21 protein-coding genes and 1 riboswitch are annotated in these 22,926 nt (G+C 57.0%); of the genes, 14 read left to right on the forward strand and 7 right to left on the reverse strand.

Annotated elements, in window-relative coordinates:
- Positions 1-87 precede the first annotated feature (87 nt).
- From hpxZ to hpxW, 4 genes are read right to left on the reverse strand one after another with little or no spacing between them, the layout of a single operon-like run.
- Positions 88-474, reverse strand: a complete 387-nt coding sequence (gene hpxZ, locus L462_RS19540; RefSeq protein WP_032677834.1) for an oxalurate catabolism protein HpxZ — start codon at positions 472-474, stop codon at positions 88-90.
- The gene (locus L462_RS19535) at positions 471-1,868 is read right to left on the reverse strand and encodes an AtzE family amidohydrolase (protein WP_032677835.1); all 1,398 of its coding nucleotides are present in this window, start codon (positions 1,866-1,868) and stop codon (positions 471-473) included. Before L462_RS19535 ends, hpxZ begins: the two co-directional genes overlap by 4 nt.
- Positions 1,865-2,053, reverse strand: a complete 189-nt coding sequence (gene hpxX, locus L462_RS19530; protein WP_025204497.1) for an oxalurate catabolism protein HpxX — start codon at positions 2,051-2,053, stop codon at positions 1,865-1,867. Before hpxX ends, L462_RS19535 begins: the two co-directional genes overlap by 4 nt.
- 10 nt (positions 2,054-2,063) lie before the next feature.
- On the reverse strand, positions 2,064-3,647 hold the full coding sequence (gene hpxW / locus L462_RS19525) for an oxamate amidohydrolase (protein ID WP_032677836.1): 1,584 nt from the start codon (positions 3,645-3,647) through the stop codon (positions 2,064-2,066).
- 153 nt (positions 3,648-3,800) lie between these two features.
- Between hpxW and hpxU the strand changes: the two genes are divergently transcribed.
- From hpxU to hpxK, 7 genes are all read left to right on the forward strand, one after another.
- Positions 3,801-4,640 carry a MurR/RpiR family transcriptional regulator HpxU gene (hpxU, locus tag L462_RS19520; protein ID WP_020884740.1) on the forward strand — a complete coding sequence of 280 codons (840 nt, stop codon included), beginning with the start codon at positions 3,801-3,803 and terminating at the stop codon, positions 4,638-4,640.
- 192 nt (positions 4,641-4,832) lie between these two features.
- The gene (locus L462_RS19515; RefSeq protein ID WP_020884739.1) at positions 4,833-5,615 is read left to right on the forward strand and encodes a transporter substrate-binding domain-containing protein; all 783 of its coding nucleotides are present in this window, start codon (positions 4,833-4,835) and stop codon (positions 5,613-5,615) included.
- A gap of 4 nt (positions 5,616-5,619) precedes the next feature.
- On the forward strand, positions 5,620-6,285 hold the full coding sequence (locus L462_RS19510; protein ID WP_014169471.1) for an amino acid ABC transporter permease: 666 nt from the start codon (positions 5,620-5,622) through the stop codon (positions 6,283-6,285).
- On the forward strand, positions 6,285-6,941 hold the full coding sequence (locus L462_RS19505; RefSeq protein WP_025204495.1) for an amino acid ABC transporter permease: 657 nt from the start codon (positions 6,285-6,287) through the stop codon (positions 6,939-6,941). The genes L462_RS19510 and L462_RS19505 overlap by 1 nt, the downstream gene beginning before the upstream one ends.
- Positions 6,922-7,659: an amino acid ABC transporter ATP-binding protein gene (locus L462_RS19500; protein WP_032677837.1), complete on the forward strand. Its 738-nt coding sequence runs from the start codon at positions 6,922-6,924 to the stop codon at positions 7,657-7,659. The genes L462_RS19505 and L462_RS19500 overlap by 20 nt, the downstream gene beginning before the upstream one ends.
- A gap of 14 nt (positions 7,660-7,673) precedes the next feature.
- A complete protein-coding gene (locus L462_RS19495) occupies positions 7,674-8,915 on the forward strand; it encodes a pyridoxal-phosphate-dependent aminotransferase family protein (RefSeq protein ID WP_014169474.1) in 1,242 nt (413 codons plus the stop codon).
- On the forward strand, positions 8,912-10,153 hold the full coding sequence (gene hpxK, locus L462_RS19490; RefSeq protein ID WP_032677839.1) for an allantoate amidohydrolase: 1,242 nt from the start codon (positions 8,912-8,914) through the stop codon (positions 10,151-10,153). The genes L462_RS19495 and hpxK overlap by 4 nt, the downstream gene beginning before the upstream one ends.
- On the opposite strand, the gene L462_RS19485 is transcribed toward hpxK, so the two are convergent.
- The gene (locus tag L462_RS19485; RefSeq protein WP_032677840.1) at positions 10,150-11,265 is read right to left on the reverse strand and encodes an ABC transporter ATP-binding protein; all 1,116 of its coding nucleotides are present in this window, start codon (positions 11,263-11,265) and stop codon (positions 10,150-10,152) included. The two genes, hpxK and L462_RS19485, sit on opposite strands and share 4 nt — an antisense overlap.
- A 321-nt stretch (positions 11,266-11,586) precedes the next feature.
- On the opposite strand from L462_RS19485, the gene L462_RS19480 reads away from it, so the two are divergent.
- The 6 genes from L462_RS19480 to L462_RS19455 all read left to right on the forward strand — a co-directional run bounded on the left by L462_RS19480 (position 11,587) and on the right by L462_RS19455 (position 18,661).
- On the forward strand, positions 11,587-12,801 hold the full coding sequence (locus L462_RS19480; RefSeq protein WP_032677841.1) for an extracellular solute-binding protein: 1,215 nt from the start codon (positions 11,587-11,589) through the stop codon (positions 12,799-12,801).
- 57 nt (positions 12,802-12,858) lie between these two features.
- Positions 12,859-14,163 (forward strand): carbohydrate ABC transporter permease, encoded by a 1,305-nt coding sequence (locus L462_RS19475; RefSeq protein WP_032677842.1) that lies wholly within the window; start codon positions 12,859-12,861, stop codon positions 14,161-14,163.
- A gap of 11 nt (positions 14,164-14,174) precedes the next feature.
- Positions 14,175-15,026, forward strand: a complete 852-nt coding sequence (locus L462_RS19470) for a sugar ABC transporter permease (RefSeq protein WP_014169479.1) — start codon at positions 14,175-14,177, stop codon at positions 15,024-15,026.
- A 2-nt stretch (positions 15,027-15,028) separates the two neighbouring features.
- A complete protein-coding gene (locus L462_RS19465) occupies positions 15,029-16,231 on the forward strand; it encodes a glycoside hydrolase family 53 protein (protein WP_032677843.1) in 1,203 nt (400 codons plus the stop codon).
- Positions 16,232-16,261: 30 nt separating this feature from the next.
- On the forward strand, positions 16,262-18,319 hold the full coding sequence (locus L462_RS19460; protein WP_032677844.1) for a beta-galactosidase: 2,058 nt from the start codon (positions 16,262-16,264) through the stop codon (positions 18,317-18,319).
- A 99-nt stretch (positions 18,320-18,418) separates the two neighbouring features.
- Entirely contained in the window at positions 18,419-18,661 is a 243-nt protein-coding gene (locus tag L462_RS19455) for a PTS sugar transporter subunit IIB (RefSeq protein WP_025204491.1), read from the forward strand.
- A 104-nt stretch (positions 18,662-18,765) separates the two neighbouring features.
- On the opposite strand, the gene L462_RS19450 is transcribed toward L462_RS19455, so the two are convergent.
- Entirely contained in the window at positions 18,766-20,031 is a 1,266-nt protein-coding gene (locus L462_RS19450) for a maltoporin (protein ID WP_032677846.1), read from the reverse strand.
- Between the two features lie 269 nt (positions 20,032-20,300).
- On the opposite strand from L462_RS19450, the gene L462_RS19445 reads away from it, so the two are divergent.
- Positions 20,301-21,377 carry a LacI family DNA-binding transcriptional regulator gene (locus L462_RS19445; protein WP_032677847.1) on the forward strand — a complete coding sequence of 359 codons (1,077 nt, stop codon included), beginning with the start codon at positions 20,301-20,303 and terminating at the stop codon, positions 21,375-21,377.
- Positions 21,378-21,418: 41 nt separating this feature from the next.
- Here L462_RS19445 and L462_RS19440 read toward each other — a convergent pair whose 3' ends face one another.
- Complete coding sequence (locus tag L462_RS19440; RefSeq protein ID WP_032677848.1) at positions 21,419-22,420, reverse strand: magnesium transporter; 1,002 nt, start codon at positions 22,418-22,420, stop codon at positions 21,419-21,421.
- Between the two features lie 60 nt (positions 22,421-22,480).
- Positions 22,481-22,650: riboswitch (M-box (ykoK) riboswitch) on the reverse strand.
- Between the last annotated feature and the right edge of the window lie 276 nt (positions 22,651-22,926).

Genomic DNA, 22,926 nt, shown 5'->3' on the forward strand with positions numbered 1-22,926 from the left:
TCCAGCAGTGCGCCGGGCGGCGGTGACGCCTGTCCCGGCCTGCTGCTTATCTGATGGGAAAAGCGCCATCGGGCAGGGTTATTAGCATTACGCCATCACGCTCACCTGCGCCGCCACAATTCGCCAGCCGTACGGGAAGCGTACCCATGTCTGCTGCTGGCGGCCAATCCGCTCCGTTCCTTCGCGCGTGAATTCGGTGCTACACACGGCGTAATCCTCTCCGAAGGTGGTGATTACCGTATGGCGCAACGTCCTTTGCAGACCCGCGGACGGGCGCGCCGCCCGAAAGGCGCGGATTTCCTCAATGCCGTACAGGTTTTCGCCCGCACCGAGACGCACCGTGTTTTTGTCGTGCCAGAACAGCTCATCCAGCACCGGAATGTTGTTGCTTACCAGCGCATCTTCATAGCGGTAAAAGGCTGCGGTCACTTCTGCAACGACCCACGGAAGATTAATGTCATCGTGATTTATCATGGTGCCATCTCCGCCGGCCGGGCATCGGTTATTCCGCTTGCTTCCAGCACCCGCGCCACGCGCAGGCAGGCTTGCTCGTTAAACGGCGCGGCGATCAACTGCAGGCCAACAGGTGCGCCCTGAGCGGTGCGCAGCGGGACGGTGGTAACGGGTAAACCTAAAAACGAAATCGGCTGCGTCAGCATGCCCATGCTGGCGCGAACCGGTAAAGGTTGGCCGTTGATCTCCATGATCTCTTCGCCAATTTGCGTTGCACTGCGCGGCGTGGCCGGGGCGATCAGCACGTCGGCCTGCGCAAACAACGCTTTAAACGCCTGTCGGGCCTGCGTGCGAAAACGCTGGGCCTGAATATACCAGGCAGAAGGGATCATCGCGCCGGCCAGAAGCCGTTCGCGCGAATGGGGTTCAAAACGCCCGGGCTCGCGGCGAAGCCCGGGCAGGTACTGATTTCCGCCTTCCGAGGCGCTGATGATAAACGCTGCGGAGCGGGCCAGCTCGGCATCGGGGAATTGCAGCGTTTCCTGCACGTCGAGAGCTTTTGCCACCCGCGCCACGGCGTCTCGCATGTCGCTGTCGCACCAGGTACTGAAATAGCCGCCGAGCACCGCGCAGCGCAAACCATCCAGACCGCGGTCGAGCAGGGGCCGGGTCTGCTCCCGGGAGCTCTCCGCCTGAAATCCGTCGCTGGTATCCCGACCCTGCAGTGCATCGTACACCGACGCCAGATCGCTCACGCGACGGGCAAACGGCCCGATGTGATCCAGACTGGCGACAAACGGATGGCTGCCGGCGCGTGACAGACGACCAAAAGTGGGCTTAAGACCGTATATTCCGCACAGGGAGGCCGGTACGCGAATCGACCCGTTGGTGTCGGTACCGAGCGAAAAATGAACCAGTCCGGCAGCGACCGCGGCGGCAGAGCCGCCGGACGATCCTCCGGCAATGCGCGTCACATCGTGCGGGTTACGCGTTGCGCCGTAGTAACTGTTTTCCGTCGTAAAGCCGTAGGCGTAGGCATCCATGTTGACCATTCCCGACAATAAGCCGCCGGCACTGCGCAGCTGGCGTACCGCAAAGCTGTCAGCGGTGGCGGGGGGGCGCTGGCTGAACAGCTCTGCACCGGCAAGGGTCGTGTGCCCGGCGACGTCGAACAGGTTTTTCACCGCGTAGGGAATGCCCGCCAGCGGCGGCAGAGGGCGTTTCTCCCGACGCAGGGTGTCGATATTCTCGGCTTCGGCCAGCATGCGTTCTTCCGTGACGGTGGTCCAGGCGTTGATATGGGGATTGATGCGCGTAATGGCTTCCAGGGTCTGGCGGGCGATGTCATGGGCGCTCAGGTCGCCTGCACTCAGCGCCTGCTGGATCTCACTGATACTCATCTCGTGTAGCGTCATGCTTTGTATACTCCTGCGATCTCCAGACGGTCATCAAGCGGCAGCGCCATCAGCGGGGCGGCCATCGCCGCGATACGGCAGAACTGCACATGGAGTTCTGCCCGGCGGGCGTCATCCAGCTCAACGCCCAGCACGGACTCCATTTGCGCCAGATAGGCATGCCAGTCAGGTTGTGTGGTATTCATCAGTCTCTCCTTAAAATCCGGCGGCGGCGCCGTTGCTGCGCGGGTCAAATGCCCCTTCAAACAGCCCGTTAGGATGGCGAACAATCGCACCCGCGTGGCCCATGGCTTCGCTGAATTCCGGGAAGCACTCCACGTCGTGGCCCAGCGCCCGCAGGCGCGCGACGGTCTGCGGCGTAAAGCGGCCTTCCACCTTCAGGGTGTCGGACGTCTGTCCCCAGGTGCGCCCCAGTAACCAGCGCGGGCGGGCGATGCTCTCCTGCAGTGGTACACCCTGCACCACATAGCGGGTAAACAGGGTGGCCTGGGTTTGCGGCTGGCCGTCACCGCCCATCGAGCCGTAGACCATGACGCGTCCGTCATGCAGACGCGCGGCTGCCGGGTTCAGGGTGTGGAACGGTTGTTTTCCTGGCGCAAGCGCCAGCAGGTGACGGGGATTGAGGCTGAATGAGGCTCCCCGGTTTTGCCAGACGATGCCGGTATCAGGCAGGACCACGCCGCTGCCGAACTCGTGATAAATGCTCTGGATAAACGACACGGCAAGACCGCTGTTATCCATTACCCCCATCCAGACCGTATCACCAGGGCCTTTGCCGCAGCCCCACGGTGCGGCCTGGTTATCATCGACCTGGTCGGCGAGGGCGGCCAGTGCGGCAGGTTCCAGCAGACCCTGGATATCGGTTTTCAGCTCGCGCGGGTCGGTGATATGGGCATCGCGCAGACCAAACGCCAGCTTGGTGGCCTCTACAATGCGGTGAACGGTGGTCGCTTCGTCAGCATCGGCCATGGACAGGCGGTCGGTTATCCCGAGGATCGCCAGCGACACCAGCCCCTGCGTTGGCGGCGCGAGGTTCCACACTTCGCCCTGCTGATGCTGTAATTTCAGCGGCGTGGTGCGCCGGGCGACATGCGCGTTTAGGTCAGCCAGGGTGATGGGCAGCCCCAGCGTTGCCATGCCCCGGGCCAGACGCTCCGCCAGCGGGCCGCGATAAAAACTGTCCAGACCGTCTTCTGCGAGGTGCGAGAGCGTGGAGGCCAGCGCCGGTTGATAAAACCGGCTGCCGACCTGCGGCGGTTTGCCGTCAGCCAGCCAGGTCTCTGCGAAGCCGGGCAGGTCCTTCAGTTCATCCAGCTTACTGGCCGTGGCGGCGGCCTGAGACGCGGTCACCGGCGTGCCGTTTCTGGCATAGTCAATGGCGTCTGCCAGCAGGCGATTCAGGGGAAGAGCGGTGCCCGTCAGCGTGCGCGAAACCTTCAGTGCTTCGTCCCAGCCGCTCACCGTTCCCGCCACGGTCAGCGCCGCGCGAGGCCCGCGATGGGGGATCTGAGAGACATCGTCATAGGCGGCAAGCGTCGCCAGTGAGCCAGCTGCGCCGCTGGCGTCAATGGCGACCGGTTCGCCATCGGGCGGCACGATAAGCCAGAAACCGTCCCCACCGAGACCGTTCATGTGCGGGTAAACCACGGCAATGGTTGCGGCGGCGGCGACCATTGCCTCAATCGCGCTACCGCCTTCGCGCAGAATGGCCAGGGCGCTCTGGCTGGCAAGATGGTGGGGCGCCACGGCCATTCCGTGTACGGAGACATTACTTTGCATGGAGAGTCCTCATAACCCAAAAGTCACAAGGTGCTGCAAAAGCTGTTCCAGTTATGAATGAAAAGTTTCACGTCAGTCGTAACATAACGTTTTAAGAAGCTGGCATGCTTAATGAAAGGTATAGTGAGGTGAAACAAAAGTTACAGAGGCTTTATGGAACAGCTTGATGAACGTCTGAAAGCGCAATACGCGTCGTTGTCACCGCAGGAGCAACGGGTGGCTGATTTTATTTTTGATCATTTCGACGACCTCATTAGCTATAACAGCGCCGAGCTGGCGCAGCTGAGCGGGGTGTCGAAAGCCACGGTGAGCCGTCTGTTTAAGCGTCTGGGCTATGAGAAGTATAAAGAGATGCGCGACGAACTGCGCACGCTGCGCCAGAGCGGCATGCCGCTGACCGATAACCGCGATGCGGTGCAGGGCAACACTCTGCTGGCGCGGCATTATAAGCAGGAGATGGCAAACCTCACCCAGTGGGTCAACGCTCTGGATGCTCAGCAGTTTGCCGAGGCCATGGCCTCAATGGTGAAGGCACGGCGGATTGTGATTATCGGGATGCGCAACGCCTATCCGGCGGCGCTGCACCTGCGCCAGCAGCTGTTGCAGGCGCGCGGACAGGTGCTGCTGCTGCCGCAGCCGGGGCAGAGCCTGAGCGAGGAACTGGTCGATTTAACGCCCGACGATCTGGTGATTATGATGGCATTTCGCCGTCGCCCGCGGATCGTTCGGCCGCTGTTGCAGCAGCTTCAGCACAGCGGTATTCCGGTTCTGCTGATGTGTGAGCCGCAGGCGCACAGCCTGTTTCCGCTGACCAGCTGGCAGCTCTGCGCCCCGCTGGACAGCGTCTCGGCGTACGACAGCTACTCGTCGGTCAACAGTCTGATCAACCTGCTGGCTAATGCCTTCCTGCATGAAATCCTCGATAAAGGCCGTCCCCGGATCCACGATATCGCCTCCCTGTATCAGCAACTGGACGAACTGGAACAGCGATAATGGGGCATCAGGCTGGTGCTTTGCATTAAAATAGTGCAGAAGAGCGGGGCGGAAAAGGGAGGCCTTTTCCGCCCCGCTCTCGTTTTATCAGGCCCTCAGAGAAAATTTCCCGTTTCGCTTCATCTGGCACATTAGTTGCAAAATCCAATTCAAAGAATCTTTTGTTTCATGTTAACGTTACGGGGAAGCACCATGAAAAAGTTATTGATTGCACTGACCGGGGCCGTCTGTCTGTTTGCAAACCTGCCAGCAAAAGCTGACCAGCTTCAGGATATTGAGAAACGCGGCACTCTTCGTATCGCCGTCCCGCAGGATTTTCCTCCGTTTGGTTCGGTCGGGACCGATCTCCAGCCGCAGGGCTACGACATCGACATGGCGCGCTATCTGGCAAAGCAGATGAAGCTCAAGCTGCAGCTGGTACCGGTGACCAGTGCCAACCGCGTACCGTATCTGCAAACCGATAAGGTGGACCTGGTGATCTCAAGCCTCGGTAAAAACGCCGAGCGTGAAAAGGTGATCGATTTTAGCCGTGCCTATGCGCCGTTCTTCCTCGGCGTGTTCGGCCCGAAAGGGGCTGAACTGAAAGATGCTGCTCAGCTGAGTGGAAAAACCATTGGCGTGACGCGCGGCGCGGTGGAGGACATGGTGCTGACCAGCCTTGCGCCGAAAGATGCAGACGTCAAACGCTACGAAGACAATAACACCACCCTGTCGGCTTACCTGTCCGGTCAGGTCCAGTACGTGGCGACAGGCAATCTGGTCGTGGCGGCGATTTCCCGCCAGAACGCCGCCAAAGCCCCGGTTCCGAGCTTTATGCTGAAGGACTCGCCGTGCTTTATCGGGCTGAAGAAAAACGAACCGGCGCTGAAAGCGAAAGTTGATGCGGTGATTGAGCAGGGAATTAAAGACGGCACCCTGAATAGCCTCTCTGAGCAGTGGCTGAAAGCGCCGTTGCCGGCAAGCCTGGGCGTGTAAGGCGATGACAGAGCAACTCCATTTCTCTGCGCTCTGGCCGTACTGGCCGGCGCTGCTGGCAGGGCTATGGGTCACCATTCAACTGACGGTGATGGCAACCCTCGGCGGGCTGGCGATCGGTATTTTCGGGGCGGCGATTCGCAGCGGCCGGACGACGTGGTTCAGCCGGATCTGGGGCGGCTACGTGGAGATTATCCGCAACACGCCCTTTGTCGTGCAGCTGTTTTTCATTGTGTTCGGTCTGCCGAATCTGGGGCTGAAGATGACGGCGGGCGAAGCGGCGCTGCTGGCAATGGTCGTCAACCTGGGCGCGTACAGCACGGAGATTGTCCGTGCCGGTATTCAGGTTACGCCCAAAGGACAGTGGGAGGCCGGCCGCGTGCTGGGGCTTACCCGCCTGCAAACGTTTATACGCGTGGTGCTGCCACCGGCACTGCAGCGTATTTATCCGGCGCTGGTCAGCCAGTGCATTATCGTTATGCTCGGTTCGTCGGTGGTGTCGCAGGTCTCCTATGAAGAGCTGACTTTTGCCGCCAACCTGATTCAGTCAAGAACGTTCCTGAGCTTTGAGGTCTATCTGGTGACCACCGGAATTTACCTGGTGCTGTCAATTACCCTACGCCAGCTAATGATGGCGGCAGGACGGAAGTGGCTGGGGGTACAGGCATGATGACCACCTTTACCGACTGGGACATTATTCGCAATTTGCTGCTCGCCGGACGCTGGACGGTGCTGCTGTCGCTGGTGGCGTTTGTCGGCGGGGCGGCGGTAACGCTGCCGCTGTTGCTGTTGCGCCTCACGGGTGGGCGTACGGTAAAACGTCTTATTCGCGGCTATATCGAACTGTTTCAGGGCACGCCGCTGCTGATGCAACTGTTCCTGGCCTTCTTCGGCGTGGCGCTGTTGGGTATCGATGTTTCGCCGTGGACCGCCGCGTCGCTGGCCCTGACGTTCTACACCAGCGCCTTTTTGCTTGATATCTGGTTTGGCAGTATTCGTGCGCTGCCGAAAGGGCAGTGGGAGGCGTCGCGCTGTCTGGGGCTGACCTTCGGCCAGACGCTGTTTCGCGTGGTGGCTCCCCAGGCGTTACGCATCGCCATCGCCCCAACGGTGGGGTTCGCCGTGCAGGTGATTAAGGGGACCGCGCTGGCATCCATTATCGGTTTTATCGAGCTGACCAAGGCCGGGACGATGCTGACCAACGTGACCTATCAGCCGTTTAAAGTCTTTGCGCTGGTGGCGCTCGGCTACTTCATTCTGTGTTATCCGCTGTCGCGCTACAGCCGTTATCTGGAGACTAAATTCAATGCCTCTCATCACCATTAATCAGGTGCAGAAGTACTACGGCGATAACCACGTGCTCAAGGGCGTGGATCTGGACATCGACATGGGCCAGGTTATTTCAATTATCGGGCGCAGCGGTTCGGGTAAAAGCACGCTGTTGCGCTGCATTAACGGCCTCGAAGGGTATCAGGACGGCAGCATCAAGCTCGGCGGCATGACCATTACCGACCGGGATTCCCAGGCGCGTGAAATCAGCCGCTCGGTCGGCATGGTATTTCAGAACTTCAACCTTTTCCCGCACATGACGGCGATGGAAAACGTGATGCTCGCGCCACGTCGGGTGCTGAAGAAAAGCGCAGCAGAATGTCAGGCACTGGCGCAGCGCATGCTGGAGAAAGTCGGGCTGGGTGACCGTCTGGATTACTACCCGTCAAGCCTCTCCGGCGGCCAGCAGCAGCGCGTGGCGATTGCTCGTGCTCTGGCGATGTCGCCTAAAGTTTTACTCTGTGACGAGATAACTTCCGCGCTCGATCCGGAACTGGTAGGCGAAGTGCTCAAGGTGCTGGAACAACTGGCCGCTGAGGGGATGACGCTGATCCTGGTGACCCATGAAATGAATTTTGCCCGCGAAGTGGGCGACCGCGTGGTGTTTATGCATCAGGGGCGCGTCTGGGAGCAGGGCGACAGCAAAACGCTGTTCGCTAACCCACAGACCACTGAGCTTAAACAGTTTATCTCCTCCGTGCGCGGCCTCAATTAACTAAGGACTAAAAAATGGATATCGCTCAATTTCCGCAAATCAATCCGCCACAACGTCTGCTGATGGGGCCGGGGCCAATCAACGCCGATCCGCGCGTGCTGCGTGCCATGTCGAGCCAGCTTATCGGCCAGTACGATCCGGCGATGACCCACTACATGAACGACGTCATGGCACTCTACCGCGGCGTGTTCCGCACGGAAAACCGCTGGACGATGCTGGTGGACGGCACCTCCCGCGCGGGGATTGAAGCGATTCTGGTATCGGCCATTCGTCCGGGAGACAAGGTGCTGGTGCCCGTTTTTGGTCGCTTCGGCCATCTGCTGTGCGAAATTGCCCGCCGCTGCCGCGCAGAGGTCCACACCATCGAGGTACCGTGGGGCGAGGTGTTCACACCGGATCGGGTGGAAGATGCCATTAAACGCGTGCGTCCGCGCCTGCTGTTAACCGTGCAGGGGGATACGTCCACCACCATGCTGCAGCCGCTTGCGGAACTCGGGGCAATCTGCCGTCGTTACGATGTCCTGTTTTATACCGATGCTACCGCGTCGCTCGGCGGCAACGCCCTGGAGACCGATGCCTGGGGGCTGGATGCGGTCTCGGCGGGGATGCAGAAATGTCTTGGCGGTCCGTCCGGCACCTCGCCTGTTACCCTGAGCCCACGGATGGAAGAGGCAATCCGTCGCCGCAAATGCATCGAAGAGGGGATCCGTACCGATGCCCATCGCGACGGCGACGAGGAGATGATTTACTCCAACTATTTCGACCTCGGCATGGTGATGGATTACTGGGGACCCGAGCGTCTGAACCACCACACCGAAGCGACCACCGCGCTGTTTGGCGCCCGCGAATGTGCCCGCCTCATTCTGCAGGAAGGGCTGGATAACGGTATCGCCCGCCACAAGCTGCACGGGGATGCGCTGCTGAAAGGTATTCAGGCGATGGGACTCGAGACCTTCGGCGACCTCAGGCACAAGATGAACAACGTGCTGGGCGTGCTTATCCCTCAGGGCGTAAACGGTGACCAGGTGCGTAAACTGATGCTGGAGGATTTCGGCATTGAAATCGGTACTTCGTTTGGTCCGCTGCACGGCAAAGTGTGGCGTATTGGCACCATGGGCTATAACGCGCGTAAAGACTGCGTAATGACCACCCTGAGTGCGCTGGAGTCGGTACTGAACTACCTGAAGTTTTCCACTACGCAGGGTGCCGCGATGCAGGCCGCGTGGGATCATTACCGCACTGAGACGGCGCTATGAATCACGCGACACGCCAGCAGGCGGCAGAACGTGTGATGGCCCGCGCCGATGCGCTGGCCGCCATCAGCGAAACCCAGGATTCCCTTACCCGCGTGTACCTCTCTGCCCAGCATCTGCAGGCTAACCAGCTGGTCGGGCAGTGGATGAACCAGGCGGGCATGACCGTCTGGCAGGACAGCGTGGGGAATATCTGCGGACGTTATGAAGGCGAGCAGGAGGGCGCACCGGCGGTATTGCTTGGCTCGCATCTGGATACCGTGCGCAATGCCGGACGCTACGACGGGATGCTGGGGGTGCTGGCGGCCATTGAAGTCGTTGACAGCCTGCACCAGCAGGGAAAACGGCTGGCGCAGGCCGTTGAGATTGTCGGCTTTTGCGATGAAGAGGGTACCCGCTTTGGTATCACGCTGTTGGGCAGCCGCGCCCTGACGGGCACCTGGCCTGTGGGCTGGCTCGACACGTGCGATCCCAGAGGTATCAGCGTGGCGCAGGCGATGGTACAGGCAGGGTTAGATCCCAGCCGTGTCGCGATGGCCGCCCGACGCCCGGATGATTTCAGCGCCTGTCTGGAGCTGCATATTGAACAAGGACCGTGTCTGGAACAGGCCGGTCTGGCGCTGGGCGTGGTTGAAGCCATTAACGGCGCGCGTCGTCTGAACTGCCGCTTCACCGGTGAGGCCGGCCACGCCGGGACCGTGCCGATGGCGCATCGTAAGGACGCGCTGGCCGCCGCCGCCGAATGGATGGTGCTGATTGAAAACACCACCCGTCAGTACGGCGGCAACCTGGTGGCCACGGTGGGTGAGTTGCGCTGTCTGCCTGGTGCGGTAAACGTCATCCCCGGCGAGGTCGCGCTCTCGTTAGATATTCGCGGCCCGCAGGATGCGCCGCTTGACCTTCTGCTTACTGCACTGCTGACGCAGGCGCAGGCGATAGCGGCCCGTCGCGGAATACATTTTGCAGCCGACGAATTTTACCGAATCGCCGCCACGCCATGCGATACACGTCTGCAGGCGCTGCTGGCGGAGGCTGTAGAATCGGTGCAGGGGAAGACATTATCGCTGCCGAGCGGTGCCGGTCATGACACCATCGCCCTGGCGGAGCGCTGGCCGGTAGGGATGTTGTTTGTGCGGTGTAAGGGAGGCGTCAGCCACCATCCGGCGGAATCGGTGATGGCTGAGGATGTCGCGCTGGCGGTTGATGCCTTTACGCGTGCGGTGATGCGTCTGGCGGGTTAAGCGACCGAGCGTACCGCTTCATCGATGTCGGCACTCACCCGCACATCCTGCTCGTTAAACACCATGCAGTGGCGATCGTCAAAAGCCACATCAATTTGCTGCCACGGTGCGAATTTCACATCGCCCGGCAGCAAAATCTTCACATTGTCATGGCCGTAGCACTGACCAAAGAGGTAGGTGTTGTTGCCCAGACGCTCAACCACTTCACAGTTAAACGTCAGCCGCGTGCCGTGGCGGAGATCGGTGGTTAAATGTTCCGGACGGATGCCCAGCGTCACCGGGCTGCCTGTGTTCAACGGTGTGGTGGTCAGGGCCAGTGTGAGTGTCTTCTGCTGGGATAATCTCACCGTCAGCTCACCCGGTTGCCAGGCCTCTACCGTTGCCGGCAGGAAATTCATCTTCGGCGAGCCGATAAACCCGGCCACGAACTTGTTCGCCGGTTTGTAGTAGAGTTCCATCGGCGCGCCCATCTGCTCAACCTTTCCGTAGTTCATCACCACAATTTTATCAGCCAGGGTCATCGCTTCTATCTGGTCGTGGGTGACATACACCATGGTGGTTTTCAGTTCCTGGTGCAGACGGGCAAGGTGCAGACGCATCTCCACGCGCAGCTCGGCATCCAGGTTGGAGAGCGGTTCGTCGAACATAAAGACCCGCGGATTACGTACGATGGCGCGGCCAATGGCCACACGCTGGCGCTGGCCGCCGGAAAGCTGCTTAGGTTTGCGATCCAGAAGATGGGAAAGCTGCAGCGTTTTGGCCACCATCTCGACCTGATGGCGGATCTGATCTTTCGGCACCTTATTTACCTTCAGGCCGTAGCCCATGTTTTCGGCCACCGTCATATGTGGGTAGAGCGCATAGGACTGAAACACCATCGCCACGCCGCGGTGGGAGGGGGCAACGTCGTTCATCACCTCGTCACCAATCAACACTTCCCCTTCGCTAATGTCCTCCAGTCCGGCAATCATGCGCAGCATTGTCGATTTACCGCAGCCGGAAGGACCGACAAAGACGGCAAACTCACCGTCTTCAATCTCAAGATTCACGTTGTGCAAGGTTACGGTGTCGCCAAAGCGTTTGGTGACATTCCTCAATTGTATGTTCGACATCTGTATTCCCCGAGTAAACCGCCGCGTATGTATTACGTATAACAATTATTTGCTACATGGCTGGACGGTGCAATTTGTCTGCTCTGACTATAACTTCCAGTATTCACGCACCCTATACTGATATTCCATTAATGTTATGACGATCACACAACTTACAGTTTTTTGTAGAGTTATCATGATGTGAAGGGTAGCGTATACCAAACCAAAGGCATTTGATGTTATACGTTGTACGCCAGTTTTAGTCGGTTTTCTGGCGAAGGTGTATGGCGGTGAAATGCAATAACAACCATAAAATTGTTATACCTTCACATGAGGTTGATAATGAAAAAGAACATACTCGCTGCTCTGATCCTCTCTACGCTCGCGGTGCAGGCTCACGCCACCACGCAGCTTAACGTCTGGGAAGACATCAAAAAGTCGTCCGGCATTAAAGACGCGGTCGCCGATTTCGAAAAGCAGTACGACGTTAAGGTTAACCTGCAGGAGATGCCTTACGCGCAGCAGCTGGAAAAACTGCGCCTCGACGGCCCGGCAGGAATTGGCCCGGACGTGCTGGTCATTCCCAATGATCAACTCGGCGGCGCGGTTGTGCAAGGGCTGCTGACCCCCCTGAATCTGGAGGCGAAGCAGACCGAACAGTACACGCCGGCGTCGATAAATGCCTTCAAAATGGATAACACCCTTTACGGTGTGCCGAAAGCGGTTGAGACGCTGGTGCTGATTTACAACAAAGACCTGATCGCGAAGCCGCTCAACTCACTTCAGGACTGGTATGACTTTTCTAAACAGCAGCGCGCCAAAAACCAGTACGGCCTGCTCGCCAAGTTCGACCAGATTTACTACAGCTGGGGGGTTATCTCCCCGATGGGCGGGTACATCTTCGGTAAAAACGATAAAGGCGGTTATAACGCCAGCGACGTGGGCCTGAACAAGCCGGGCGCGGTAGACGCGGTCACCTACCTGAAAAAATTCTATACCGATGACGTGTTCCCGGCGGGGATCATCGGCGATAACGGTCTGAACGCGATCGATTCTCTGTTTACCGAGAAAAAAGCGGCAGCCGTCATCAACGGTCCGTGGGCGTTCCAGCCGTATGAAGCGGCGGGCATTAACTACGGCGTTGCGCCGCTGCCGACGCTGCCGGACGGTAAGCCAATGAGTTCATTCCTGGGCGTGAAGGGCTATGTCGTCTCTACCTGGAGCAAAGACAAAGCCATGGCGCAGAAATTTATCGAATTTATCAACCAGCCGCAGTACGTCAAAACGCGCTATATCGCGACGCGAGAAATTCCGCCGCTGACCGCGATGATTGACGATCCGCTCATTAAGAACGACGAGAAAGCCAGCGCGGTTGCCGTGCAGGCCGCACGGGCGACAGCGATGCCGGGCATTCCGGAAATGGGTGAAGTCTGGGCTCCGGCGAACGCGGCCCTCGAGCTGAGCCTGACCGGTAAACAGGATCCGAAAGCCGCGCTCGACAGCGCAGAAAAACAGGTTCAGATGCAAATCGAAGCCATGCAGGCCAGCAACCAGTAGTTTTCTGACGTCGCAGAACGGGAGGGTGTCTCTCCCGTTTTTTGAAAGGAGTTGTTTGTGAGTATCATCCCGGAACATTTTGCCAAACCGCGCGTGGCCGGGCGTCACGCCTGGACCAGCCTGCTGCTGGCGGTCATTCCCGGCTTCGGTCAGTTTTACCACCGTCAGTGGCTGAAAGGGGTCATCTTCCTGGTGCTGCTTGCCAGTTTTATCGGCGTATTTGCTGATTTTCTGCGCGAAGGGCTGTGGGGACTGGTGACGCTGGGTGAGGAGGTGCCGCGCGACAACTCCATCTTCCTGCTGGCGGAGGGGATCATCAGCGTGTTAATCGCTGCGTTCGGCGTGATGGTGTATTACCTGTCGATGCGTGACGCGTGGGTCAATGGCCTGAAACGTGACGAAGGGTTGCAGCTTAACAGCGTGCGTAAACAGTATCAGATGCTATTGAGCGACGGCTTCCCGTATCTGATGATCACCCCGGGCTTTATCCTGCTGGTGTTTGTGGTGGTGTTTCCCATTTTGTTCGGGTTTGCCATCGCCTTTACCAACTACAACCTCTACCACACGCCGCCGGCTAAGCTGGTTGACTGGGTCGGGTTTAAGAACTTCATCAATATCTTTACGCTCTCTATCTGGCGTTCCACCTTCTTCGAAGTGCTGCAGTGGACGGTGGTCTGGACGCTGCTCGCCACTACGCTGCAGTGTACGGTGGGCGTACTGCTGGCGATTCTGGTGAACCAGAAAGATTTACGCTTTAAGCCGCTGATCCGTACCATCTTTATTTTGCCGTGGGCGGTGCCGGGCTTTGTCACCATCCTGGTTTTCGCCGGGATGTTTAATGACTCGTTCGGGGTGATTAACAACGCCATTCTGGCCTTCTTTGGGATTGCGCCTAAAGGCTGGATGACCGATCCGTTCTGGACCAAAACGGCGCTGATCATGATGCAAACCTGGCTTGGTTTCCCGTTTGTTTTCGCCATGACCACCGGCGTGCTGCAGGCCATTCCTGATGACCTGTATGAAGCGGCCACCATGGACGGCGCCAGCAGCTGGACCCGGTTGCGGACCATTACGCTGCCGCTGGTGCTCTACGCCATTGCGCCGATCCTGATTACGCAATACACCTTTAACTTCAATAATTTCAACATCATCTATCTGTTCAATAACGGCGGACCGGCGGTGGTGGGGTCGAATGCGGGCGGCACCGACATTCTGGTGTCGTGGATCTACAAACTGACGATGTCATCTTCGCAATATGCCATTGCGGCGACCATCACCATCCTGCTGTCTGTTTTTGTCGTCGGCCTGGCGCTATGGCAGTTCCGCGCCACCAAATCTTTCAAAAATGACGACATGGCGTAAGGGACGTAACAATGGCTAAATCACAAAGTATTAAACGTGAGAAATGGGTCCGCCTTTCACTCTCCTGGCTGGTTATTGTGCTGGTGTCGGTCATCATCATTTACCCGCTGGTGTGGACGGTGGGCGCCTCACTCAACGCGGGCAACAGCCTGTTAAGCTCCTCTGTTATTCCGCAGAACCTGTCGTTCCAGCATTACGCTGACCTGTTTAATGGTCAGGTGAACTACATGACGTGGTACTGGAACTCGATGAAAATCAGCTTCCTGACCATGGTGTTGACCTTAATCAGCGTTAGCTTTACCGCCTATGCCTTCTCGCGTTTTCGCTTTAAGGGGCGGCAGAACGGACTGATGCTCTTCCTGCTGCTGCAGATGATCCCGCAGTTCTCGGCGCTGATTGCCATCTTCGTGCTCTCTCAGCTGTTGGGCTTAATCAACAGCCATCTGGCGCTGGTGCTGATTTACGTTGGCGGCATGATCCCAATGAACACCTATCTGATGAAGGGCTACCTGGACGCCATTCCTAAGGATCTGGATGAGTCCGCGCGCATGGACGGAGCCAGTAACTTCCGCATCTTCATCGAGATCATCATGCCGCTTTCCAAACCCATTGTGGCGGTGGTGGCGCTGTTCTCCTTCACCGGGCCGCTGGGGGATTTCATTCTCTCCAGCACCATTTTGCGCACCCCGGACAAATACACCTTACCCATCGGGCTTTATAACCTGGTGGCGCAAAAAATGGGTGCCAGTTACACCACCTACGCGGCAGGCGCGGTGCTGATTGCGGTGCCGGTCGCGATCCTTTATCTGGCCTTACAAAAATACTTCGTCTCCGGTCTGACCTCCGGGAGTACTAAGGGATAACCATGAAAAGACTCAAACCCGCTTTGCTTGCTGTTTGTCTTTCTTGCGGTCTTGCCGCGAGTGCGTTCGCCGCGGACGGGGTAAAAACGCGTCCTTTTAACGCCATGCCGGCAGACTTTATTAAGGGGGCGGACATCTCGACGCTGCTCGAGGCGGAACAGCATGGCGCAACATTTTATAACCAGAATGGCCAGCAGCAGGACGCGATTGCCATTCTGAAAGCCAACGGCGTGAACTATGTGCGCCTGCGTTTGTGGGTGGATCCGCAGGATGCCAACGGAAATACCTACGGGGGCGGCAGTAACAATCTGGAAAACACGCTGGCGCTGGCGAAGCGCGTGAAGGCCCAGGGCATAAAACTCCTGCTCGATTTCCACTACAGCGATTTCTGGACCGACCCGGGCAAACAGTTCAAACCAAAAGCCTGGGAGAAGATGGATTACCCGCAGCTTAAAACGGCAATCCATGACTATACGCGCGACACCATTGCCCGCTTTAAAAAAGAGGGCGTGCTGCCGGACATGGTCCAGATTGGTAATGAAATCAATGGCGGAATACTCTGGCCGGAAGGCAAAAGCTGGGGGCAGGGTGGCGGCGAGTTTGACCGCGTATCCGGGTTACTCAACGCCGCAATCAGCGGGATGAAAGAGAACCTGACCGACGGCGAGCAGGTGAAAATTATGCTGCACCTGGCCGAAGGCACTAAAAATGACACCTTCCGCTGGTGGTTTGATGAGATCACGAAGCGCGATGTGCCGTTCGATATTATCGGCCTGTCGATGTACACCTACTGGAATGGTCCGATCGGCGCGCTGAAAGCCAATATGGACGACATCAGCAAACGCTATAACAAAGACGTCATTGTGGTGGAAGCGGCCTATGGCTATACGCTGGAGAACTGCGATAACGCAGAAAACAGTTTCCAGGCCAAAGAAGAGAAGGACGGTGGCTATCCCGGCACCGTGCAGGGTCAGTACGATTATATCCACGATTTAATGCAGGCCGTGATTGACGTTCCCGATCGTCGCGGTAAGGGTCTGTTCTACTGGGAGCCGACCTGGATTGCCGTACCGGGCACCACATGGGCCACCAAAACCGGCATGAAATATATCCATGATGACTGGAAAGAGGGAAATGCCCGCGAAAACCAGGCGTTATTTGATTGTCATGGCAAAGTGCTGCCGTCGATAACGGTATTTAAATAGTATTCTGTTTCACTTCAGGACGTTTTTAATATGAATAAATTTGCGCCTTTAAGTTCGAAGGTCGCTGCGTTATTGCATGGCGCCGACTATAACCCGGAGCAATGGGAGAATTACCCCGGTATTATTGAAAAAGATATTGCCATGATGCAGCAGGCGAAATGTAATGTCATGTCGGTGGGCATATTTAGCTGGGCGAAGCTCGAACCGCGTGAAGGGGAATATGATTTTGTCTGGCTGGATAACGTCATTGATAAATTATATTCAGCGGGGATCCATATTTTCCTCGCCACGCCGAGCGGTGCGCGACCGGCATGGATGTCGCAAAAATACCCGCAGGTGCTGCGCGTAGGGCGTAACCGCGTGCCTGCGCTGCACGGTGGGCGTCATAACCACTGTATGTCTTCCCCTGTGTACCGTGACAAGACATTCAAAATGAATACCTTACTGGCTGAGCGTTATTCACAGCACCCGGCGGTGCTGGGCTGGCATATCTCCAATGAGTACGGCGGTGAGTGCCACTGCGATCTGTGCCAGGAGCGCTTTCGTGACTGGCTGAAAGCGCGCTACAAAACCCTGGATGCGCTGAACCACGCATGGTGGAGCACCTTCTGGAGCCACACCTATAGCGACTGGTCGCAGATTGAGTCCCCTGCGCCGCAGGGCGAGGTGTCCATTCACGGTCTGAACCTCGACTGGCGCCGCTTTAATACGGCGCAGGTAACAGATTTCTGCCGCCATGAGGTTGCGCCGCTAAAAGCCGTCAACGCAGCGTTGCCGGTGACGACCAACTTCATGGAGTACTTCTACGATTACGACTACTGGCAGCTTGCGAAAGCGATCGACTTTATCTCCTGGGACAGCTACCCGATGTGGCACAAGGAGAAAGACGAAACCCAGCTCGCCTGCTATACCGCCATGTACCACGACATGATGCGCAGCCTGAAAGGCGGCAAACCTTTTGTGCTGATGGAGTCCACGCCGAGCACCACCAACTGGCAGCCGACCAGCAAGCTGAAAAAGCCGGGGATGCATATTCTCTCGTCAATGCAGGCGGTGGCACACGGGGCCGATGCCGTACAGTACTTCCAGTGGCGTAAAAGCCGCGGTTCGGTGGAGAAATTCCACGGGGCGGTTATCGACCACGTGGGGCATCTTGATACGCGTGTCGGGCGCGAAGTGACGCGTCTTGGCGAAATGCTTGAGCGCCTGCCGGGGGTGGTCGGGTGTCGCACGCAGGCACGGGTGGCGATTATCTTCGACCAGCAAAATCGCTGGGCGCTGGACGATGCCGAAGGGCCGCGCAACATGGGGATGGAGTACGAAAAAACCGTTAACGAACACTACCGTCCGTTCTGGGAAAAAGGCATCGCGGTGGATGTGATTGATGCCGACGGCGATCTCAGCCAGTACGCGCTGGTGATTGCGCCGATGCTTTATATGGTGCGGGAAGGCTTCGCCGAACGCGCAGAAGCGTTTGTCGCCGGGGGCGGCCATCTGGTGACCACCTACTGGAGCGGCATCGTGGATGAAAGCGATCTTTGTCATCTCGGCGGGTTCCCGGGGCCGCTGCGTAAACTGCTCGGCATCTGGGCAGAAGAGATCGACTGTCTCGGTGAGGGAGAACGTAATCTGATACAGGGGCTGGCGGGTAATGCGGCTGGCCTGCAGGGCCCGTATCAGGTTCGCCATCTGTGCGAACTGATCCATGTCGAAAACGCTCAGCCGCTGGCGACCTACCGGGATGATTTCTACGCCGGTCGGCCTGCCGTGACGGTGAACCGTTTCGGTAAGGGGAAAGCGTGGCATGTGGCGTCGCGCAACGATCTGCCGTTCCAGCGTGATTTCTTCGCCGGGATTATTGACGAACTGGCGCTGCCGCGGGCCATGGAATGCGATTTCCCACCGGGTGTAGTGGCAACGGCCCGCACGGACGGCGAAACCACGTGGGTGTTTGTGCAGAACTACACCGCCCAGCAGCAGCTCATTACGCTGCCGCAGGGGTATACCGACTGCATGACCGATGCCGCCGCCGCGGGTGATACTGCTCTGCTGCCGTGGGATTGTCGGGTACTCAGGCGTAAAGCGTAGTCGCTGAGGGCGTCGCGTCGTACAACCCTGGCTAATCAATCTGAAGGCGCCTGCTCTATGAGCAGGCATTTTTTTATCTGCATAACAGAGAGGCGTATTATGGACAGTGAAATAACTCAGCGTTTAATTCCTGCATTTGGCGGCGACGATAATATCGAACATGTTGAAGCCTGCATTACCCGTCTGCGCGTCACGGTAAAAGATTTAAATAAGGTGGATACGCAGGCGTTACAACAGGAGGGGGCGCTGGGCGTAATTATTATTGGCCAGCAGGTGCATGCCATATTTGGCCGGCAGTCTGATACCTTGCGGCAATTATTAGATGCGCATTTTAATCATTAACATTAAAAAAGGGATAGCCAAAATAATGGCTATCCCAAACGAGGAGAATAGACTGCCAGTTGTTGGAGATACAATAACGATTAACGCATATCAGGAAATAAACATTACCACCAGGCTTCCACCTGCACGCCAAAATTCCAGGTATTATTTGCGGTGCCGTCTTCGAAGGATTGTCCTTTCTCGGAGTCATTCAGGTAAGAGGCGAAGACGCGCAGTTCAGGACGCGACATAAAATCAGGCCCATCCGCCAGTCCGAGTGCGAGGGTGTACTTCTCTCCGCTCTGCTTGTAGCTGGAGCCGTCGGTGTAGGTATCTTTCTGGTAGAAACCGCCCACTTCACCAATCAGACGCACGTATTCGGTGAACTGGTACTGCGCGCGACCCACCAGAGAGACAAGGCGCGATTTATCGGTGAATTGCGTGGTGTCATCCGCCGCGCCCCAGGTCAGCACGTGGTTGAAGGAGAGCTTGTCCGTAATCGGAATTAAGCCGGTGTTAATCACACGGTAGCCGCTGGCGTCGTTCACGTAGTTCCACATGTCATACCAGCCGCCGCCCTGGGACACCATGTTCTGCGCCAGGCCTTTGTTCGCATACTGCAGCACCAGCTTGTTGTAGCCGCCTAACATGTCCTGGCTGATCTCACCGGTGACCATGACGCCGTTGTCGGCCTCATACAGCCCACCGTACTCTTTCTGCTTATTGGTGGGGTTTGGCATGGCGTAATCAATGCCCACTTCAGTCCATGCACCCGCCCACGGCTTCCAGCCCGCATAGCGAAGGTCGATGTAGTTGATATTGACGTCACTATCGCCGTCCACGCGATAGTCCACGTCGTTGGCATCGCCACGGATCCAGGCCACGGACACCGCACCCGGTCCGAGCGTGTAGTTTTCGATACCGGCACCCGCGCCTGAGATGTTCCAGTATTTGGTGTCAATGATGTGCAGGTCATGGCGCTGGTAGTAGCGCTTACCGCCCCAGATCACCGCGTTCGGATCGCCGGGGATCAGGCCCTTGATCTGCAGATTCAGCTGACGCAACCCGAACTGCGCATCGTCGCCGAAGGTGGTTTCATTGTCGTTAGAGCCGTCAGAGACCATGCTCACCATGCTGTCGAGGTAGAAGCTGACATCGTTCTTTTTGTACACCTCTGAGCCCAGCTCCAGCTCGCCGTAGGTATCCGCCTCGTTACCCAGACGGCCAATTTTATTTTTTTGCCACTCCTCCATCCCACCATCCCGTGAGACGCCCACACCGGAGCGAAGATACCCATGAAAATCAATTGGTACTGAAGACGCTGCAAACAGCGAAGGAGACGCTAACGCGGCAGCCAACGCAACAGATACAGAGCGGATCGTCGTGTTCATTGTTACCCTCTTATTGTTTTGTAATACGTTCACAAATCCGCTGTCATAAAATGCCTAAACCTTTTTTCTGGCAATTGCGTGATCGTTAATCTGTGATTAAGTGCAAATAAAATAGCCAATTTTGTTACGATTGATGAGGTGTGACCAGAAATGTAGTATTGTGAACGTAATACTTTTTGATGGTGTTATGGCAGCCGAAAGTGCCCAGTGGGCGTTTTTTTATATCGCCCCTGATACAATCAGCGCATAACAACATAAGGAACCGGACCATGAAGTCGAAAAGCGCAACGTTAGAGGACGTCGCACGCCATGCGGGCGTCTCCTATCAGACCGTGTCCAGGGTACTGAATAAATCTGCCAATGTATCCGAAGCCACGCGTCACAAGGTGGAGAAATCCATAGAGTTATTGCGGTATGTCCCGAACCGCCTGGCGCAGCAGCTGGTCGGAAAGCAGACCCAGACCGTCGGACTGGTGACGATTTCGCTGGCTTTGCATGCGCCGTCACAGGTCGCCGCGGCGGTAAAACGCTATGCAAATGTGGAAGGGTATCAGGTGTTGATCTCCATGATTGATGAGAACGTCAACCACAGCATCCAGGATTCGATCAATGAACTGAAATCTCAGCTCGTCAGTAAGGTGATCATCAACGTCCCGCTGGAAGCAGAGCAGGCGCAGAAAATCGCGACGGACAACGACGATATCGTCTGTCTGTTCCTCGACGTTGACCCTTACAGTTCCGTGTTTAACGTTTCGTTTAACCCGGCAGATGGCACCCGTGCCAGCGTCAAATATCTCTACGAACTGGGGCACCGGGAAATCGCGTTGCTGGCGGGGCCAGCCTCTTCTGTCTCGGCGCAGCTCAGGCTGAAAAGCTGGATTGAAACCCTGAAAGGTTACGGTCTGGAGCCGGCCTCGGTGATCCGCGGGAACTGGGATGCGCAGAGCGGTTACGCGGGTGCGTTGCAGATGCTGCGCGAGACGCCGCAATTTTCTGCCGTGCTGGTGGCCAACGACCAGATGGCGCTGGGGGTACTAAGTGCTTTCCATCAGCATCAGATTTCCATTCCGGGTGAAAAATCGGTGATTGGCTACGATGACACCTACGAAAGCTCATTCTTCTATCCGGCATTGACCACGGTATCGCTGGACCTGGATCTGCAGGGGAAAGAGGCGGTGCGCCGCATTCTTGACAGTGGCGAAGACAATGCCGTGCGCATGTCATCCATTTTGCCTGCCCGGCTGGTGGTGCGGCAGTCGACCGGGCCGAAAGGTGAGAAGGGCAAAAACCTGCAGGCGCTGGCGCAACAGCTTCGTGATATCGCACATCAGCTTGGCGATATGTAAAACGGTGAGCACCTCATCCCGGTGGGTGAGGTGCTGCACTCTTATTCCAGCCCCAGCGTGTACTGCGCAATCTTGAAGTAGATAATCAGACCGGTTCCGTCGATAAGCGTCGCGATAAAGGGCGCGGAAACGACGGCCGGGTCAATGCCGCAGCGCTTCAGTACCATCGGAATAACTGACGAGACAATCGCACTCCACAGCGTAATGCAGACCAGCGTCAGGCTGACGATAAGGGTAATTTCCAGCCCGATACCCATCATCCAGGCGCGAACACACCCGGCAAGACCAAGCGTGGCGGCAATCATCAGCGAGGTGGTCATCTCCTTTCGTAACACGCGGCCAACGTCGCGCAGACGCACTTCACCCAGCGCCATTGCACGCACCAGCGTGGAGGTGATCTGCGTCCCGCTGTTCCCACCGGTCCCTATCAGCAGCGGAATAAAAAAGGCCAGGGCAATGGCGGATTCCAGCGCCTCTTCGAAGTGCTGAATAACCGAGCTGGTATAGGCTTCAGCGACAAACAGCAGCAGCAGCCAGACGGAGCGTTTTTTCCACAGGCTGTAGGGGCTGGTTTCCAGATACGGCTTTTCCAGCGGCAGCGTTGCTCCCTGGAGCTGGGCATCTTCGGTGACATCATCTTCCAGCAGATGGGCGATTTCGCGTTCGGTCAGGCAGCCTACCACTTTACCGTGCGTGACCACCGGCACGACATCCGCCTCGCCGTGGGCCAGCAGCCCGGCGACATCGGCACGCTCGTCTTCCGGTTTGACCTGCAGAAATTGAGAAATCATCAGCGTTTTCACCGGCTGTACCGTATCGGCGGTCTGCAGCAGTTTGCGCACCGCAACCATGCCCGCCAGCCGACCGTTATCTTCGAGGAAAATATGCGATGGAATATCATCGTCTTTTAATTTTTCGAAAAATTGCTCGCGTGCCAGCGCCACGCATAATGAAATATCGAGGACGATAAAATCGGTATTCATATATTGCGCGATTGCGCTGTCATTGAATGCCAGGTTTTGATTGTGAATAGCGTAAGACATAGTGAATTCCCTTTGAATAATAAAATCTCTCAGGGGCGAGCAAGACAGGGCATGTCGAAGAGGAGATCCCCACGTCCTGGGTTCAGCACTGTACACCGTATCCCGTAAGGGAAGTTATACTGACAAAGCCTTGATTCGACAGTGCCTGTTTTACCCTGTGCCGGTTCTCTCGAACCCACCAGAGCGATAACGTGTATTTGTACAGGAGCCTCGCCATAACGAGATCGTTGTAAAACGAGAGGGATAATACGCCACTTTAAAAATCGCGCTGTGGAATTTAAAAGACGTTTAAGAAACGTTTAGAACAATAATTTAATCCCGCGTATTAATGACATCGATTATTCATCAATGACGGAGGTTATTGCTCAAGAGAGTATAATTCCACACCTCTGTGTTTCTAAATGGCGCTGACATTTTCGCGTGTCGTTAATGCCTTCCTGCTGGAGGTCTGAGCGGTTGATACCCCATTTAAGGTTGTTCGTTTCTAATGGTCAGCATCACGAACG

This window comes from Enterobacter sp. BIDMC 26, assembly GCF_000534435.1.
Lineage (GTDB): Bacteria > Pseudomonadota > Gammaproteobacteria > Enterobacterales > Enterobacteriaceae > Enterobacter > Enterobacter ludwigii.